The organism is Mesorhizobium sp. WSM4828, assembly GCF_055811175.1.
The window spans coordinates 312,404-327,156 of record NZ_JBVVQK010000001.1 but is presented as its reverse complement, the minus strand read 5'-3'; the positions used below and the strand labels follow the sequence as shown (position 1 = coordinate 327,156).

The 14,753-nt window shown below is 64.1% G+C and carries 12 protein-coding genes; 5 read left to right on the top strand and 7 right to left on the bottom strand.

Features of this window, described 5'->3' with window-relative positions:
• Window positions 1-42 precede the first annotated feature (42 nt).
• Window positions 43-1,806, bottom strand: a complete 1,764-nt coding sequence (locus tag AC0L2X_RS01665; RefSeq protein ID WP_473553352.1) for an acyl-CoA dehydrogenase — start codon at window positions 1,804-1,806, stop codon at window positions 43-45.
• 219 nt (window positions 1,807-2,025) lie between these two features.
• Between AC0L2X_RS01665 and AC0L2X_RS01660 the strand changes: the two genes are divergently transcribed.
• The 3 genes from AC0L2X_RS01660 (at window position 2,026) to AC0L2X_RS01650 (ending at window position 4,109) form a co-directional block, all read left to right on the top strand.
• The gene (locus AC0L2X_RS01660) at window positions 2,026-2,313 is read left to right on the top strand and encodes a type II toxin-antitoxin system TacA family antitoxin (protein ID WP_352863215.1); all 288 of its coding nucleotides are present in this window, start codon (window positions 2,026-2,028) and stop codon (window positions 2,311-2,313) included.
• 8 nt (window positions 2,314-2,321) lie between these two features.
• Window positions 2,322-2,813, top strand: coding sequence for a GNAT family N-acetyltransferase (locus AC0L2X_RS01655; protein ID WP_473553348.1), 492 nt, complete (start codon window positions 2,322-2,324; stop codon window positions 2,811-2,813).
• Window positions 2,814-2,951: 138 nt separating this feature from the next.
• Complete coding sequence (locus AC0L2X_RS01650; RefSeq protein WP_473553346.1) at window positions 2,952-4,109, top strand: glycoside hydrolase family 25 protein; 1,158 nt, start codon at window positions 2,952-2,954, stop codon at window positions 4,107-4,109.
• 21 nt (window positions 4,110-4,130) lie between these two features.
• On the opposite strand, the gene purD is transcribed toward AC0L2X_RS01650, so the two are convergent.
• Window positions 4,131-5,408: a phosphoribosylamine--glycine ligase gene (purD, locus tag AC0L2X_RS01645; protein ID WP_473553343.1), complete on the bottom strand. Its 1,278-nt coding sequence runs from the start codon at window positions 5,406-5,408 to the stop codon at window positions 4,131-4,133.
• 156 nt (window positions 5,409-5,564) lie between these two features.
• Between purD and ubiA the strand changes: the two genes are divergently transcribed.
• Window positions 5,565-6,548: a 4-hydroxybenzoate octaprenyltransferase gene (ubiA, locus tag AC0L2X_RS01640; RefSeq protein ID WP_473553341.1), complete on the top strand. Its 984-nt coding sequence runs from the start codon at window positions 5,565-5,567 to the stop codon at window positions 6,546-6,548.
• Between the two features lie 172 nt (window positions 6,549-6,720).
• On the opposite strand, the gene AC0L2X_RS01635 is transcribed toward ubiA, so the two are convergent.
• From AC0L2X_RS01635 to AC0L2X_RS01625, 3 genes are all read right to left on the bottom strand, one after another.
• Entirely contained in the window at window positions 6,721-7,287 is a 567-nt protein-coding gene (locus AC0L2X_RS01635) for a DUF6101 family protein (RefSeq protein ID WP_023674094.1), read from the bottom strand.
• Window positions 7,288-7,472: 185 nt separating this feature from the next.
• Complete coding sequence (locus AC0L2X_RS01630) at window positions 7,473-8,903, bottom strand: FAD-binding oxidoreductase (RefSeq protein WP_473553338.1); 1,431 nt, start codon at window positions 8,901-8,903, stop codon at window positions 7,473-7,475.
• 18 nt (window positions 8,904-8,921) lie between these two features.
• Window positions 8,922-9,902: an L-threonylcarbamoyladenylate synthase gene (locus tag AC0L2X_RS01625; protein ID WP_473553336.1), complete on the bottom strand. Its 981-nt coding sequence runs from the start codon at window positions 9,900-9,902 to the stop codon at window positions 8,922-8,924.
• A gap of 159 nt (window positions 9,903-10,061) precedes the next feature.
• On the opposite strand from AC0L2X_RS01625, the gene AC0L2X_RS01620 reads away from it, so the two are divergent.
• Window positions 10,062-10,493, top strand: a complete 432-nt coding sequence (locus tag AC0L2X_RS01620; RefSeq protein WP_473553333.1) for a hypothetical protein — start codon at window positions 10,062-10,064, stop codon at window positions 10,491-10,493.
• Between the two features lie 29 nt (window positions 10,494-10,522).
• Here AC0L2X_RS01620 and glyS read toward each other — a convergent pair whose 3' ends face one another.
• Window positions 10,523-13,111, bottom strand: a complete 2,589-nt coding sequence (gene glyS, locus AC0L2X_RS01615; protein ID WP_473599232.1) for a glycine--tRNA ligase subunit beta — start codon at window positions 13,109-13,111, stop codon at window positions 10,523-10,525.
• 447 nt (window positions 13,112-13,558) lie between these two features.
• Window positions 13,559-14,626, bottom strand: a complete 1,068-nt coding sequence (locus tag AC0L2X_RS01610; RefSeq protein WP_473553328.1) for a glycine--tRNA ligase subunit alpha — start codon at window positions 14,624-14,626, stop codon at window positions 13,559-13,561.
• Window positions 14,627-14,753: the final 127 nt, after the last annotated feature.

The following is a 14,753-nucleotide window of genomic DNA, read 5'->3' as shown; positions in this document are numbered from 1 at the left end:
TTGCGAATTTCGGGCCGTTGTGAATTTCGGCCTCCTCGAACGTCAGGCTGAAATCAGCGCCTTGGCGGCAACGGCAAGGCTGTCGGCGCCGCCGATGACGCGCTCCTTCAGCGCGCCCACTTCGCCAAGCAGGTTCTCGGCGAAGAAACGGCACAGCGCGATGCGGCTTTGGTCGGCAAGCGCGCCGCGTGCCAGATAGGTCCCACCAGCGGCAAGCGAGATCAGCCTGAGATAGGGTGTGGCGCCGGCCAGCGCATCGTCCGAACGGCCTTCGGCTTGCAGGTCTTGCAGGAAACGGCTCGCCTGTGACAGGTCGTCGAGCGCCTGGTCGAGGCGATCGGCGGTGCGGCCGAAGCCTTCGAGGTTCGACGCTCGCACCGCATCGGCGACGGCCTTGAGTTCGGCGATATAGCCATGCACATGCCGGCCGCCGCCGAGCGGCAGCTTGCGCGTCACCAGATCGATCGCCTGGATGCCATTGGTGCCCTCGTAAATGGGCGCGATGCGCGCGTCGCGATAAAGTGCTGCGGCCCCTGTCTCCTCGATGAACCCCATGCCGCCATGCACCTGCAGCCCGAGCGAGGCGACCTCGACGCCGACATCGGTGGAAAATGCCTTGGCCAGCGGCGTCAAAAGATTGGCGCGCTCCTGCCAGTGCTTTGCATCCTCGCTCCGCGACGCGAGATCGATGGCGTGGGCGCAGGAATAGCAGATGGCGCGGCCAATCTGGGTCAGCGCCTTCATGGTCAGAAGACTGCGCTGGATGTCGGGGTGATGCACGATCGGCGCCATGCCGGCACCGCGATAGCTCGCCGCCTTGCCCTGCCGGCGGTCGTTTGCATAGGCGAGCGCCTTCTGCGTCACCGCCTCGGCGACCGCGACGCCCTGTATGCCGACGGCAAGGCGCGCATTGTTCATCATGGTGAACATGCAGGCGAGGCCCTTGTTCTCCTCGCCGACCAGCCAGCCGATCGCGCCGGGCCTGCTGCCTTCGAAGCCATCGCCATAGATCATGGTGCAGGTCGGCGAAGCGTGGATGCCCAATTTGTGCTCCAGCCCGGAGCAGAAGACGTCGTTGCGTGCGCCCGGCGCGCCATCGTCGCCAACCAGGAATTTCGGCACCAGGAACAGCGACAGGCCGCGCGTGCCGGGCGGCGCGTCCGGCAGCCGCGCCAGTACCAGATGGATGATATTGTCGGTGAAATCGTGCTCGCCATAGGTGATGAATATCTTTTGCCCGAAGATGCGGTAGGTGCCGTCGCCGGCCGGTTCGGCGCGGGTTCGCAAGGCATTCAGATCCGAGCCTGCCTGCGGCTCGGTCAGGTTCATGGTGCCCATCCATTCGCCGGAGACCAGTTTTTCCAGATATCTGGCCTTGAGTGCCTGCGAGCCATGCTTGTCGAGTGCTTCGACCGCGGCCATGGTCAGCGTCGGGGCGATGCCGAACGCCATCGAGGCGGAGTTCCACATTTCGAGCGCGGCGACGCCGAGCATGGTCGGCAGCGCCTGGCCGCCATACGCTTCCGGCGCGGACAGCGCATTCCAGCCGCCGCCGATCCAGCGGCGATAAAGTTCTTTCCAGCCGGGCGGGGTAGTGACGGCAGCGCCGCTGAGCACCGCGCCGTGCCGGTCGCCGACCGTATAGAGCGGCGCCACCTCCTCGCTGGCGAAGCGGCCGGCCTCTGCCAGAATGGCGTCGACGAGGTCCTCGCCGAGTTCGCTAAAAATGGCGGCATCGAGCGCCGGCTTCAGGCCGGCGACATGTTTCAGGGTGAAGGCGATTTCCTCGACCGGTGCCCGATACATGGCGTTCGCTCCTCCTCAGCCCAGCGGGTCAACTTAAGACCCGCGCCGACGCAAAACCATCTGCTTTTGGAATTCCCAGCCCATCTTCTTTTTACGTAAACGTCAACTTTTGTCACGCGGATTTTGCAGTTGCTGCCTCGCCTCAAAATTACAAGTCGGACCACGCACTTGATCTGTACGGCTAATTCCCGTACAAGTCGTCCATCAGGGGTGAAGATAATGCCAAACCAACAGACGCGTACCGCTCGTCTCGAAGCTCGTATTTCGCCGGATATTCTGGACGTGGTGAAACGCGCCGCCGAAATCCAGGGCCGCAGCGTCAGCGACTTCGTGGTCGCTGCCGCTCAAGAGGCGGCTCAGCGTACCATCGAGAGCACCACCATCATGCGTATTTCCGTCGAGGATCAGCGCGCCATGATGGAGGCAATTCTCAATCCGCCCGAGCCCAATGAAGCACTGCGCAAAGCTGCCGACGCCCACAAGCGCCTTGTCATCGAATCCCGGTGAATTTCGCCGTGATCATCGAACCGCTCGGCGGATCGCATGATCGCAAGGCTTTCACTTGTGGGGTGTCGGCGCTCGACCGTTATATCCGGGAGCAAGCCAGCCAAGATGTCAAACGCCGAGTCGGCAATTGCTTCGTTGCCGTGGATCGCGATGGCGGCGCGATCGCCGGATACTACACTTTGGCGGCGTCGAGCATACCAATCGCGTCCTTGCCTGACGAACAGACAAGACATCTGCCACGCTACCCGGTCCTGCCTGCGATATTGGTCGGCAGGCTGGCCGTCGATGCCCGATACCAGGGGCGGCGGATCGGGTCGGCGCTGATCGTGGATGCGCTACGACGCAGCGTTGGCGCTGCCCCGGCAGCCTTCGTGTTGATTGTCGATGCAAAGGATGACCAGGCGGTCGCGTTTTATCGCAAACATGGCTTCACCTCATTTCAGAGCCGCCCGCCATCACTGTTCCTGCCCATAGCAACAGCGTTGAAACTATTTGGCTGACAATCGCAACCATCGCTTTCCTCTAGAGGAGCACCAAGGGTCGCTTCGCCTGCGCTCCAACTCGCCCCCTCGGCACCCGAAGCATTTCCTTAACCATGGCGGCTCAGGATTGGGCTTTGGCCAGCAAGGACCTGCTGTTTGAAAACGCCGGCGCATCCCCTTGTCCGCTCAGCGCTTCTCCTTGTCGCCGCGATGACCCTGGCGCTGACGCCGGCAAAGGCCTCGGATTTCTCCGAACCGTGGAAGGATGCGGACCGGGCGCTGGTCGTCGACGCCTACGAATACAATTCCATCGACTGGACCCGGCTGGCCGCCGACAAGCGTCTTGTCGGCTTCATCAACAAGGCATCCGACGGAATGCCGCCACCCTATTTCTGTTTCGGCGACGAGACCGAGATGCGGCTATGCAAGACGCTTTGGAAGCGTCATGCGATGGCACAGGAACTTTTCCAGACGCGCAAGGTGGTGGCCAAGGCGCTGGGCCTGAAATGGGGTGCCTATCATCTCGCCCGCCCCGGCAACCCCGTGGGACAGGCCAATAATTTCATCAATTTCGTGAAACCCGGGCCGGATGACCTGCTTGCCCTCGACATCGAGGACGATGATCCGACGCAGTGGATGTCGCTCGAGGATGCCGAGGAATTCGTGCGCCATGTGCATCGTCGGGTTGGCCGCTTTCCGGTGCTCTACACCAACGGCACGACAGCCAGGCATATCGCCGGCAACAAGTATAAATACCCGCTCCTGTCCCGGCTGCCGCTGTGGTATGCGCGCTACAAGCCAGACATCGGCGTGCATTTTCCGATGGGCAACTGGCAGGGTTATGCGCTCTGGCAGTTTTCGGCGCGCGCAAATTGCGGCCGGTTCCGCTGTCCTTACAGGGTTGCGGGCACACCCAACGATATCGACGTCAGCGTCGCGCCGATGAACGCGACGGAATTGCGCGCGCAGTGGCCGTTCGGCGGCCTGATAGACGTGCAGCCGGATTATCTCGCCTCGATACCGGTGCCGCTCTCACGCGAGGCGGGGCTCGCCGGCACTGCCATGACCTACGCCACCGTGGCAGCACCCCCGAGCCTCGAGCAACTGGTCGCGGTATTTAGAAGGCGCTTGGCCAAATTCAGCAGCGGCTTTCAAATGTCTACGGCCAAGACGGCACCGAGCCTTCCGCGCGGGATTGCCGAATATGTCGCCTGGACGCGAAACGAAGAGCGCTTGGCATCGGTGTCTGGAATTGCCCCCACCGCCGATGCGGTCAGCAGCGTCTCGACCGGATTCGATCGGGGCCTGCATTGAGCTCGAGGGCCGCCTCAAGCGTCAGTTCGACTGCTCGCGCGCCACTGCCAGCCAGCCAATGTCGCGGCGGCAAAAGCCTTGCGGCCAGTCGATCCGGTCGAGCGCGGCGTAGGCCTTCTTCTGCGCCTCGCCGACGGTGCGGCCGGTCGCCGTAATGTTGAGCACGCGACCGCCATTGGCGACGAGTGCGCCACCGTTGATGGCGGTGCCGGCATGAAATATCTCGACGCCCTCACCTGCCGCCGCCTCGACGCCGCGAATGACCGAGCCCTTTTCCGGCGTGCCGGGATAACCCCTGGCTGCCATCACCACGGTGAGCGCCGCCTCGTCGCGCCAGCGCACCGAAGTATGCGCCAGCTGGCCGTCGGCGGCGGCGTTGAGCAGGACGAGCAGATCGTCCTTTAGCCGCATCATCAGCACCTGGCATTCCGGGTCGCCGAAACGGGTGTTGTATTCGATCAGCTTCGGCCCGTTATCAGTGATCATCAGCCCGGCGAACAGCACGCCGGAAAACGGCGCGCCTGTGTCAGCCATGCCGCGCATGGTCGGCTCGACGATCTCGCGCATGGTGCGGTCGATCATCTCCGGCGTCATCACCGGGGCCGGCGAATAGGCGCCCATGCCGCCGGTGTTCGGGCCGGTGTCGCCGTCACTGAGGCGCTTATGGTCCTGCGCGGTACCGAAGGGCAGCGCGGTGGTGCCGTCGCACAGGCAGAAGAAACTTGCTTCTTCGCCGATGAGAAACTCCTCGACCACCACTTCCGCGCCAGCCTGGCCGAAGGAGCCGTCGAAACAGGCGTCGAGCGCGGCAAGTGCCTCGTCAAGCGTCATGGCGACGGTGACGCCCTTGCCGGCAGCGAGGCCGTCGGCCTTGATGACGATCGGCGCGCCCGTCTTCTCGACATAGGCCCTGGCCGAAGCCAGATCGCCGAAGCGGCCATAGGCGGCGGTCGGGATGCCGTATTTGGCGCAGAGGTCCTTGGTGAAACCTTTCGAGCCTTCCAGCCGTGCCGCTGCCTTTGACGGGCCGAAGACGCGGATGCCCTCGGCGCGCAGGTCGTCGGCAATGCCGGCGACCAGCGGCCCTTCCGGCCCGACCACGACGAGGTCTATTTCATTCCCGCGGCAAAACCGGACCACCGCTGCGTGATCGGTAGTATCGAGCTTCACCAGTTCGGCTTCGCGGCCGATGCCCGGATTGCCGGGAGCCGCGTAGAGCTTGGTCAGCAGCGGCGACGCCGCGATCTTCCAGGCAAGCGCATGTTCTCGTCCGCCGGAGCCGATCAACAAAACACGCATGCCCAGATTCCTCGTCATTCCAAGACCAGGACTGCGCTATTGCGCCGCGCGCGACGGGTCAAGACATTTGGCTGGCGAAGCGCCGATTGCGCGTGGCGAGCGTGCGGGGCCTGCTTGACGCTTGACGGCATTCGCCTCTGCTGCCACTCCAGCAAAATGGAAACCGTCCAGTCGAAAGCGGCCCAGGGCCGCGTCGCCGATGCGCCGAGCGGCCACTGGGTCTATCGCGCGCTGCCGCGGGGGTTGTGGCCCTATGCTCAGCTTGCCCGGTGGGACCGGCCGATCGGCTGGCAATTGCTGCTGTGGCCATGCTGGTGGTCGGCTGCCCTTGCCGCGAGCGCCTATCCGCGTCCGACGGATCCGCTGCTCTCGCTGCTGCCGTCGCCGTGGTATCTGCTGCTGTTTTTTCTCGGTGCGTTCGCCATGCGCGGTGCCGGCTGCACCTACAATGATTTGGTCGACGAGGACATCGACAACCAGGTGGAACGCACACGCTCGCGGCCGCTGCCGGCCGGCAAGGTCACGCGCCGGCAGGCCTGGATGTTTGTTGTCGTGCAGGCACTGGTCGGCCTTGCCGTGCTTTTGCAGTTCAACAGCTTCGCCATCTCGCTCGGCATCGGCTCGCTGGTCATCGTCGCCGTCTACCCGTTCATGAAACGGTACACCAATTGGCCGCAACTCGTTCTCGGCCTTGCCTTTTCCTGGGGTGCGCTGATGGGATGGGCTGTCGAGTTCGGCGATCTCGATGGGCCGGCAATCATGCTCTATATCGGCTCGATCCTGTGGGTGATCGGCTATGACACGATCTATGCGCATCAGGACAAGGAGGACGACGCCATCGTCGGCGTGCGTTCGACGGCGCGCCTGTTCGGCGACAACACCAAGGCCTGGCTGGCCGGGCTTTATGGCGGAGCGCTGGTCTGCTTCGCCATTGCTTTCGCCTCGGCGCAGGCACCGGTGCCGGCGCTCGCCGGGCTGATCGCCGCCGGCGCCCATATGGCACGGCAGACCGCCGTGCTCGACATCGACGATCCGGACCAGTGCCTAAGGCTGTTCAGATCGAACAACCAGGTCGGCTGGCTGATCTTCCTCGGCCTGATCGGCGGCGCGGTCTGGGTGGCGCTGAAGCCGCTGGTTTAGGAGCCTTTTCCCTTCTCCCCCTGTGGGAGAAGGTGGATTGGCGCGCAGCGCCAAGACGGTTGAGGGGTGTTGGAAGAAATGAGGCGTTGGCGTTCCCTGGAACACCCCTCATCCGACCGAGCTTCGCACGGCCACCTTCTCCCACAGGGGGAGAAGGAAGAGGCGCTCAGGCCTACTCCCGCGAAATGAGCTCTTCGCCGCCGATGACCAGCCTGAGGCCGAGGTCGCCGGCGCGGCGGCGGGCGAGGAAGCGCGGGCGGCGCATGGTCGAGACGCGGCCCTTGCGGCGGTCCTGCGCCGGCAGCGCCTTGATGGCGGCGCCGAGCGATTCTTCCAGCGTGCGGGCAATGCCGTCGGCCTCGATCAGCAGCATCGGCAGGCGGTAGGCGTCGGCCCAGGCACGCCAGTCGGCGGCGACGTCGTCGAGATCGTCGGCGACCAGCAGCGGCACCGACAGCATCGGATCGTTGTGCAGAAGCTCAAGCGTCACTGTGACATTGCCATCCGGATCCTCCATGGCGCGGGCGGCGACGCCGCGAAAGGCGTTGGCGGGCAGAGCGATGATCGCCGGCACGCCGCTCATCTCCAGCGTGCGGCGGATAACCGCGCCGCGCTGGTCGATGGTGAAGGTGACGTCGCCATAGTCGTCGCGCGTGGCGTAGCTCACCACCTGCGGCAGGCGGAATGGGTCGAGACGCATATTGCGGCCGGCCCAGACTGGCTTCAGTCCAGTGTTCATATCGTGCCTTTCCTGTTTCTCCTGAGAGCCGGTGTTTCCGGTTCTCCGGGCCGGTTTTCCCAGCCTCGTTGTGGAGAAACATTAGCGCTGGCTTCTTATCCTCGCGCTTAAGAAAGTCGGTTAAATTTTGCTGATCTGGGGCGGATGGTTATCGGAATGCCAACCGGCGCAGGCCGGCGAAAGGATCAGATAACCTTACCAGGATTCATGATGCCGGCCGGGTCGAAGGCGGCCTTCACCCTGCGCATCAGCTCGATCGCCGTCGGCGGCGCCGTCGCGATCAATTCGTCGCGCTTCAACTGGCCGATGCCGTGCTCGGCCGAGATCGAGCCGTGAAACGAGCGAACGACGTCGTGCACGGCCTTGTTCATGACGTGGTAAAGGCCGAGAAACGCCTCGTCATCGCCGTCGACCGGCCGGGAGATGTTGTAGTGCAGGTTGCCGTCGCCCATGTGGCCGAAGCAGACGACGCGTGCGCCGGGACTGACCGATTGCACGGCGCCGGCGGCCTTTTCGATGAAGGGCGGGATCGACGCCACCGGCACCGAGATGTCGTGCTTGATCGAGGCACCTTCCGGTTTCTGCGCCTCGGGCAGCACCTCGCGGAAATTCCAGAACGCGTCGCCCTGGGCCATGCTTGCCGCGATCACCGCATCGCCGACGATCCCTTGCTCGAGGCCTGCCTCCAGCACCTCCTCGATCAGCGCCCGTGCATCCTCGGCCGAGCGGCCCGACGAGATCTGCATCAGCACATACCACGGCCAATCGCCGGCCAGCGGCCGCGCCACGCCTTGTGCGTGGGCAAGCGTGAAGTCGTAGGGCCTCTGGCCGATCAGCTCGAAGGCGGTGAGCGCTGCCCCTGCACGGTCCATCGCCAGGCTGAACAGCGACAGTGCCGCCTCCGGCGATGACAGGCCGGCAAACGCCACCTCGCGCCCCTTGGGCTTGGGGAAAAGCTTGAGCACGGCGGCGGTGATGATGCCGAGCGTGCCTTCCGCGCCGACGAACAGGTCCTTCAGATCATAACCGGTATTGTCCTTTTTCAGCTTGCGCAGATCGTCGAACACTTCGCCGGTCGGCAGCACCACCTCGACGCCGAGGCAGAGCTCGCGCGCATTGCCGTAGGCAAGCACGCCGGTGCCGCCCGCGTTGGAGGAGAGGTTGCCGCCGATCTGGCAGGAGCCTTGCGCGGCAAGCGACAGCGGAAACAGCCGGTCGGCGGCATCGGCCGCTTCCTGCAGCGTCTGCAGGATGACGCCGCTTTCGACCGTCACCGTGTTGGACAGTGTATCGATCTCACGGATGCGGTTCAGCCGCGACAGCGACAGCACGATCTCGCGGCCGGATACGTCCGGCACCTGGGCGCCGACCAGCCCGGTGTTGCCGCTTTGCGGCACGATGGGCGTGCCGGTTTCGGTCGCCAGCCGCATGATGCGGCTGACCTCCTCGACGGTCCCCGGCCTCAGCACCAGGGCCGTCCTGCCGTGCCAAAGTCCGCGCCGCTCGGTAAGGTAAGGCGCGATGTCCTGCTGGTCGCGCAGCGCATATTTGTCACCGACGATTGCCGCAAAGCGCGTAACGACGGCGGGGTCGAGGTCGGGGGAAATGTCGTTCATGGGTGGAAACTATGGTGCTCAATCCATCTTGTCACGCGAGGCGATCTTGTCACGCGGGGCGGCGGCGCGCGAAAGCCTGTCGTTGATCGCCTCGCCCAGCCCGTCGACCGGGATCGGCTCGACGGCGATGGTTTTGGCGCCGCTGCGATCGAGATCCTGCAGATGAGCGAAGAGATTGCTTGCTGCCTCGCGCACGTCGCCGGTCTGCGACAAATTGCGCAGTGCGGCTGCATCGCGCCAGCCTTCGGCACGGCTGCGGCCGAAGGCCAGCAAGGCTTCGCCCGGTGCGACCTCCGCAGCATTGAGCCGCACCGCCGCACCTGGTGCATAGTGCGAGGCAAGCATGCCGGGCGCCTCGATGACCGAAGCGCCGCGCAGCAACTTCACCCCGGCGACCGCTTCGATCTCTTCGGCGGCAATGCCGCCCGGCCGCAGCAGCCGCAGCTTTCCAGCTTCGACCTTGACGATGGTCGATTCCAGCCCGACCGGCGTCGCGCCGCCATCGACCACAAGCTTGATCCTGGGACCGAGGTCGGCGGCCACGGCTTCGGCCGTCGTGGCGCTGATCCTGCCCGAGGAATTGGCGCTGGGCGCCGCAAGAGCGCGGCCGAACCTGGCGATCAGCTCGCCGCCAAAGCCTTTCGGCATGCGCAGCGCGATGGTGTCCAGCCCTGCGGTGACCAGCGGATGAATGCCGTTGCCGGGCCGTTGCGGCAGCACCAGCGTCAGCGGCCCCGGCCAGAATGCCTGCGCCAATCTTTCCGACAGCGGATCGAACAGCGCGATGCGCCCGGCCATAGCCGGATCGGCTATATGGGCGATCAGCGGGTTGAAGCGAGGTCGGCCCTTGGCTTCGAAGATACGAGCCACGGCAACGCCATTGGTCGCGTCGCCGGCCAGCCCATAGACGGTCTCGGTCGGGATGGCGACGACGTCGCCGCTCTCGAGCAGCGCCAACGCCCTTTCCATCGCCTCGCCGACGGCACGAATTTCAGCCACTGTCGTCACCTCACGGATGCGGCTGCCTAATACGGCGACGCCGGGCGAGCAAGCCCGGCGTTGGCGAATCGCAAATCGTTAAAATGCTATGTTTCCCCGCAAGCCGGCATCAATTGCCCTCGGCTAAAGGTGCTGCGTTGTTGGGCAAGGGGAATTGTCATGCTTTCGATGCGTATCCTTGGAGCGCTGGGTCTGGCTTTTATGGCCGGCACGGCACAGGCCTCATCGCTGGTTTTTGTCGGGCAGACGACGGCGACGCCGTCGGTGGTAAGTGCCGGCGCGCTCGAGCGGGCGAAAACACCTTCGATCGTCGCGCTCGGCGAGAAGCTGCCTGACGTCAATGAAACCGTCACCGATGAAAAGGTCGCGGCAATCCCAAGCCAGCCGAGTCATGGCTTCACCGGAAGGCCGATGATCATTCGCGGCGGTATCGTCGGCGATGCCTTTGCAACGCCCGCGCCCAAAGCCACGCCGGCCACCGCTGCCGCGCCGGCCGCGAACAGCAAGGCCGACCCAAAGGTCGCCAGCAAAACCCCCGAGCCGGCGGCGCCGCAGCCGGCGCCGCTAGCAGCTCCCGACCAGCCCAAATAGCGCAACAAGCGAAGATTTCTTCGCGGACGTCAGCCGGCTATCTTGGAGAAATCCGCGACCCGGTCGGTTGCCGCGCGGATGCGGGCGAGCAACGCCAGGCGATTGGCGCGCACCGCCTGGTCCTCATCGTTTACGAGGACTTTCTCAAAGAATGAATCAACCGGCTCGCGCAACACGCTAAGCGCCAGCATGGCGGCGGAAAAGTCTTCGTTTTGAATTGCTTCGCCGGCTTGCCTCTCGGCCTGATTCACCGCCGCGAACAGTATTTTTTCTGCGTCCTCCCGGAATAGAGCCGGCTCAACATGGTCGGCGATCGTCGTTTTCTTCTTCTCCTCGGCGGAGAGAATGTTGGCGGCACGCTTGGTGCCGGCAAGCAGGTTCCTGCCGTCCTCGGTGTCAAGGAATGAGCCGAGCGCTTCGACGCGGCGGACGATTTGCAGCAGGTCGTCGTTTTGCGAAGCCCCCTCATCCGGCCGCTTCGCGGCCACCTTCTCCCCGAGGGGAGAAGAGGTCGCCAACGCCGGTGCCAGCTTCTTCTCCCCAGCGGGGAGAAGGTGGCCCGCAGGGCCGGATGAGGGGGCAGCGCCACCCGCCAGCACCGCGTCAATCAAATCGTGCCGTGCACCCTGGTCGCGGAGATAGACTTTGAGGCGGTCGTGGAAGAAGGCGAGGAGGTCCTTGATCTCTTGCTGCTGCCTTTCTCCGGAACGCTCAAAGGAGTTGTTTGAGATTGCGGAATCGCGTTCGATGACGAGATCGGTAAGCGAATCCCCGCCGAGTTGCTGCTCTAGCTCCGCAGCAATTTCGAACTGCCGGTCGAGTTTGGGATCGCGTATGTGATCTGCAATATCTTCGGACGCGACATTGGCCACAGATTTTAGGGACAACCTAATCCCGTTCTCAATCAGTATCCTCGTTACCCCCAGCGCCGCTCTTCTCAGCGCATAGGGATCTTTCGATCCGGTCGGCTTTTCATCGATTGCCCAGAATCCAACCAGCGTATCCAGCTTGTCGGCGAGCGCCACGGCCACCGAAACCGGATCGGTGGGAACACGATCTGACGGTCCCTGCGGCTTGTAGTGTTCCTCGATCGCGGCGGCGACGGAAGGATGCTCGCCCTGCAGCAGCGCGTATTTGCGGCCCATGGCGCCTTGCAGTTCCGGGAACTCGCCGACCACCTCCGTGGTGAGATCGGCCTTGGCGAGCACGGCAGCGCGGCGGGCGAGCGCGGTAATCTCCCCCCTCGAGGGGGAGATGTCGCCGAAGGCGACAGAGGGGGTCGTCTCGCGTGGAGCGCCAACTTCCTCTTGCTTCGAAAGGCCAGATCGCGTCGCGTCAGCCGAAGCGACCCCCTCTGGCCTGCCGGCCATCTCTCCCTCAAGGGGGGAGATCGACTGCGCCACGATTGGTGCTAGTTCTTCGGCCAAGCGCGCAATCCGTTCTACCCGCTCGCCTTGCGTACCGAGCTTGGCATGAAACGTCACATTGAGATGGTCGAGGCGGGCCATGCGCTGGTCGAGCGGCTTTTTGAGATCAAGCCCAAACTTTTGCGCCGATGCCTGCAGCTGGTCGAGATCCGGCAGGTCGCCCTGGTCGGTCTTCCAGAAATAAAGCGCGTCGGACAGCCGGGCGCGTACCACCTTGCCGTTGCCGTGGGCGATCTCCTTGCCGCCATCCTTGGCCTCGATATTGGCGGTCAGGATGAAGCGGTTGGAGAGCTCTTCGCCCGCGCCGTGCGGCCGCGTCACAAAACACTTCTGGTTGGCGCGGATGGTGAGCCGGATCACCTCGGCCGGAATGGCCAGAAAATCCTGTTCGAATTCGCCCATCAGCACGACGGGCCATTCGACCAGGCCCGACACTTCCTCCAGCAGCCCCTCATCCTCGACGAGGTCGAGCCCGCTGGCGAAGGCGAGGTTCCTGGCATCGGCAAGAATGATCTCTTTGCGCCTGTCGGCATCGAGCACGACCTTGGCCGCCTCAAGCTTCGCGACATAATCGTCGAAGCGGCGCACCGTGATGGCGCCCGGCGCATGAAAACGGTGGCCGTAAGTGATGTTGCCGGAGCGGATGCCGTCGATCTCGAAATCGACCACCACCGGCTCCTCGGTCTCGGGGCCGAAGGTGCACAGGATCGATTGCAGCGGCCGCACCCAGCGCAGCGAGCCGGGCTTGGCCGAAGCCGGCCCCCAGCGCATCGATTTCGGCCAGGGAAAGTTGCGGATGATGCCCGGCACCAGCTCGGCGATGATCTGCTCCGCCGGCCTGCCCGGCCTGGAAATATGGGCGACGTAGAAATCACCCTTCTTCGGATCGGAATGAACATGCGCCTCGGCAATCGAGGCAAGGCCGGCCTTGCGCAGAAAACCCTGCACCGCCTGCTCGGGCGCCTTGGTCGATGGGCCCTTGATCTCCTCGCTGATGTCCTTCGAGCGCGCGGTCAGGCCGCGAATGTCGAGCGCCAACCGGCGCGGCGTCCAATATTCGCGCGCCGCCTCATAGGTCAGCCCGGCTTCGACCAGACCGTCGGTCAACAGCTTCCTGAGATCGCCGGCCGCCTTGCGCTGCATGCGCGCGGGGATTTCCTCGGAACGAAGTTCTAGAAGCAGGTCAGGCATTGAAAGAGCTCACGCGACAAAAAACAGCCGCCGCTTGGCGGCGTCCTCCCCCATCGAGGCGGAGGTAAGCGGGGCATAGCAACTCGGTCGGCTGCTGTCACCCTTCCCAGCAAGATCGGGCCAGCACGATCAATGCGTCCAACGGCGATTTCCGAAAAAATTCAGCCGCCTGTCGGACACGCGCCGGTCCGCCCGTCCTTGGATCAAAGATTTCCATGAACCCAACGCAGCGCTGAAGCGACCAACGCTCAGGCAGAGAGCTATTGGCTGAACGAGCATGAAAACGGCATCGACATTCCTGCAGATCCTCGCGCTAAGCGCCTGTTTTGCAGCGCAGGCCCATGGCACGTTCACGATGCCGGGGGTCAGGCAAGCGCTGCGGACAATAGCGGGTGCAAGCGGCCAAGGCACGTTGCCAATCAGCGCCCCTGTCGAAATCGCCTGGAGCTAAGCCGCCATTCCGCCCGCCTGCGTCAGCAGAAACGCCTCGCCGCAGGCCTTGGCCAGATTGCGCACCCGCAAGATGTAGCTCTGACGCTCGGTGACCGAAATGACGCCGCGGGCGTCGAGCAGGTTGAAGACGTGGCTGGCCTTGATGCATTGGTCGTAGGCAGGGAAGACCATGCGGTGGTATCCCTCCCGCTTGAGGGGAGGGTGGCCAGACAAGGTCTGGTCGGGAGGGGTCGCTCGTGCAGTGCCCGACGCCTGACCTGCGGTGCCTTCTGACGCGACCCCCTCTGCCCGCTTCGCGGGCGTCTCCCCCTCAAGGGGGGAGATGGGCGCGCCGGCTTGTAGCAGCGCCTTGCACTCGGCCTCGGCGTCCTCGAAATGGCGCAACAACATCGCGGTGTTGGCAAATTCGAAATTGTGGCGCGAATATTCCTGCTCGGCCTGCAGGAAGACGTCGCCATAGGTCACCTTCTCGGCGCCTTCGCGGCCGTTGAAATTGAGGTCGTAGACGTTGTCGACGCCCTGAACATACATGGCCAGCCGTTCCAGCCCGTAAGTGAGCTCGCCCGCCACTGGGGCGCATTCGATGCCGCAGACCTGCTGGAAATAGGTGAACTGTGACACCTCCATGCCGTCGCACCAGCACTCCCAGCCCAGCCCCCAGGCGCCCAGCGTCGGGCTTTCCCAGTCGTCCTCGACGAAGCGGATGTCATGCAGCAGCGGATCGATGCCGATCGCGGCCAGCGAGCCGAGGTAAAGCTCCTGCAGATTGGGCGGATTGGGCTTCAGGATCACCTGGTATTGGTAATAGTGCTGCAGTCGGTTCGGGTTCTCGCCATAGCGGCCGTCCTTGGGGCGGCGCGAGGGCTGGACGTAAGCCGCGTTCCAGCGTTTTGGGCCGAGGGCGCGCAGTGTCGTTGCCGGGTGAAAGGTGCCGGCGCCGACTTCCATGTCGTAAGGCTGGAGGACCACGCAGCCATAGTCCGCCCAGTAATTATGCAAGGTCAGGATCAGCCCCTGGAATGAGCGGCTGGGATGCATGTGGGCAGGGATATCAACGGTCACGGCGGCCTCCGGCAGGATGCGGCACCTCGTAGATGCCCGGCCTCCGAGCGTCAAGGCAACGGGGCGGCACTGCAATTGTTCCCTTCTCCCCTTGTGGGAGAAGGTGGCCGAGCGAAGCTCGGTCGGA